3 protein-coding genes are annotated in these 2,930 nt (G+C 39.2%); all 3 read left to right on the top strand.

Going from position 1 to position 2,930, the window contains the following annotated elements:
* On the top strand, positions 1-1,124 hold a 1,124-nt coding region (locus tag OEV42_21515), incomplete at its 5' end, for a penicillin-insensitive murein endopeptidase (protein ID MDH3976848.1).
* A gap of 16 nt (positions 1,125-1,140) precedes the next feature.
* The gene (locus tag OEV42_21520) at positions 1,141-2,190 is read left to right on the top strand and encodes a hypothetical protein (protein ID MDH3976849.1); all 1,050 of its coding nucleotides are present in this window, start codon (positions 1,141-1,143) and stop codon (positions 2,188-2,190) included.
* A 130-nt stretch (positions 2,191-2,320) separates the two neighbouring features.
* Positions 2,321-2,930: hypothetical protein (locus OEV42_21525; protein MDH3976850.1), on the top strand; the 610-nt coding region annotated here is incomplete at its 3' end.

A 2,930-nucleotide genomic window follows, 5' to 3' on the forward strand; every position in this document is an offset into this window, starting at 1 on the left:
ATTTGGAACTCTATCAGAATGATGACTGGGACGGTGATGGGATTAGTAATTATATTGAGGTGGAGAATGATGAAAATAACTTGAACCCAGTAATAATTAATGAAGATTACCTGCCTGAAGGGGACGCTGGTGCTATACCTGCTAATGTAAATACACTTATGGCCTACTCGCAGGGTACCCATGGGGATGGTAGATTATTTGGTGGACTTAGAGTTGCAAATAATGATAAGGGGTACTTTTATCAGCATAGTGTGGATGTCGATGATACTGATAACTTCGCTATTCCAGAAGTTTTGCAGCGCATTGAGGCCGTTGCGAAAGAATGGGAACGGCGTCATCCTGATCTTGAACCGCTGAAGTCTAATATGTTTACTAATGGTGATAGAGATAACTTGTATACTGATGATGGTAGAAAAGATAGTGCAGGTAATCCTAAGTTGAATGGAGTAAGGTTTGGGATGAATGATTTGAGTCTTGAAAATGGGGGACGTATGTGTTGGCCTACGGCAAGTGGTGGAATTGACTGTCATAACTCTCATCAAAATGGTCTTGATGTAGATGTTTGGTTTGTAAGAAAAGATAATCAGGAAGGTCCAGTTAATGTTGCTAACAAAGCACTTTATGATCAGGCTCTTTCGGAGGAGTTGATAAATTTGTTTATTGAAGTAGGGGGAGCAATTCGTATTTTTGTTGCATCAAATTCAGAAATAAATACTACTGAAATTATACGTATTCAAGAGGATCATTATGACCATTTCCATGCTACGTTTCCAAATCCAAATCCACCTTTTGGAGAAATTGAGGTTACTGCGACAGAGCCTCAGGTTGAAGTAACAACGGGCTTTAAAGTTTCAACAATTGAAGCTGGGCCTATTAATGATAGATACGGGATGAACCTTTTTGAAGGATATAGAGTAAATGTCTCGTCAAGTGCAGGTACAATTTATTATCAAGGTAGCGCTAAGGGAAGCTTCACTAACTTGCCTGTTAATGGTAACGGCAAAGTAATTTTCCAACTTAAACGTTCTATTGCTGGTGATGCAACTATTTCGGTGTCAACAAGAAATCCGTATAATGAGCCACAAGCACAGGCTAACGGGACTCATACTATAACTTTTAATTAATATACTTTTGGAGGAAATGATGAAAAAGGTATGTGTTGCGTTGCTTTTACAGAGTATAATTACGATATTTTTTAGTGTAACGGTAACAGCAGGCGTTGAACCTACAGATATTATTCTGAGTGATTCAGAAAATTCTATTTATATGACAAGTTGCAATTTATCAAGTATTACTGATATAGCACAAGAACCAGCATGTTCAAGTATTATTTATAAGGTAAATTTAAATAATAATAATAAGGTAGTATTTTATAGGGATTCTCAGCTAGATAGAGTGCAGCTGTCGCCGGATAGTAATCGACTTGCAGTTATAAGAAATTATTATTCAAAGACACCTGAACTATTAATAATTGATAAGAAAGAAAAAAAGGAAATTGCTCATTTAAAAGCTAAAATAATGAAGTATATTTGGAGTCCAGACAGCAGAATTATTCTCTACATTACGGGAGAAAGAAAGAAACGTTCTAGATTAATAAATTCGACAGGTGTCTGGGTATACAATATAGAAAAGAACGAAAAGAAAATGATTGCCGAGAAAGCTCAAGATATTTTTTGGCCTACAGGAGATGATATTTTCATTATTAATTATGAGAAAAAGTATGATAAAAACTATAACATTAGCACTAATTATGGTTCATATATTTACAACTATAAAACAGGTTCTATCAATCAAAAAGGATTAAATGGTGTACAATTTTCATTTGATGGCAAGTATTCAATTCTTTATAGACCTGAATTTTATGATTTGCCTGATGATGAAGGGAGAATCCGTATAGATTTCTACGATTTAAAAAATAAGAAAAAAATACTGGCAGAACAGGTTTCGAGCATGTTTCAAAATCCAGTATTTTTATCTTGGGATTCATTCTTTTTTGGAAAAGACAACAGAGTAATTTTTTGGGAAATGCCGTGGAATACAAATCTTAGGGATATCAAAATTGTTGATATTGATAATAACAGAGTATTAAAAACTGTTAAAGGAAAGTATAAGATTATCGGCACTAACTCAGATAGAAGTAAAATCGTGATTTTTAGTGCTGGAAAATTTGAAGCAGCTGATGTACCGTAGTGTGACTATGAGTTCCAATGAGTTCTGGGATATCCATTAAAGAATTGCCCCTGTCCTATTTCACCACCTCATAGACACTTCGCAGCTTGTCATTCCCGAAGGGGCGCTGCCCTATCCATCGGTCGTTAAAGTGACGCTTGCCAATTTGACCTCACTGCCCGTCGGAGACTCGCACCGAGGTGCTTATCCAACGGGTGCGGCCCTTGCTGCCGCCATCGAGATCGATAGCGGCGGTGTAAACTTCAAGCGTGAAGTTGAACTCTCCATCCCAGTACCTGCCGATATGCCTGTTGGGGCTGTTCCCTTCCTGACAAAGCCTTATAAACTGACCCATGATGACGGCACGACGGAAGATCTTTACCAGATTATCGATTCGATGGAAGTCGTTGACGGGCGGATAACAACAGCAAGCCCGCCCTTTGACGGTATTTTAGGGGGCGGCATCTTCTCTGTCTTCTACATGCCCGAACCGATGAATGGTGAAATCATTGTCTGGGGTTACACCTACTGGGACAAGGACGGACTTACGGGATATACGCCTCGGTACGAGTCTCCGACCGGATTTGATGATACGGGCGATCAGCCTGTCAGGTCGGCCATGGTGAGAAACGGTAATATGGTGGCCTTTTCCAACTCGGCCGGTAAATACGCTATTCTCGATTACCAGGTGTCCGACAACTGCCTCTATGCTTCGCCCATGACGGCAAGGCATCCTCTGACAGGTAAGGTAGTGGAACTTA

Source organism: Deltaproteobacteria bacterium (assembly GCA_029860075.1).
Classification (GTDB): Bacteria; Desulfobacterota; JADFVX01; order JADFVX01; family JADFVX01; genus JAOUBX01.

What these genes read in the sequence shown, in the direction of transcription:
- OEV42_21520 (MDH3976849.1), top strand. Translation starts at nt 1,141, where the DNA reads ATGATGAAAAAGGTATGTGTTGCGTTGCTTTTACAGAGTATAATTACG.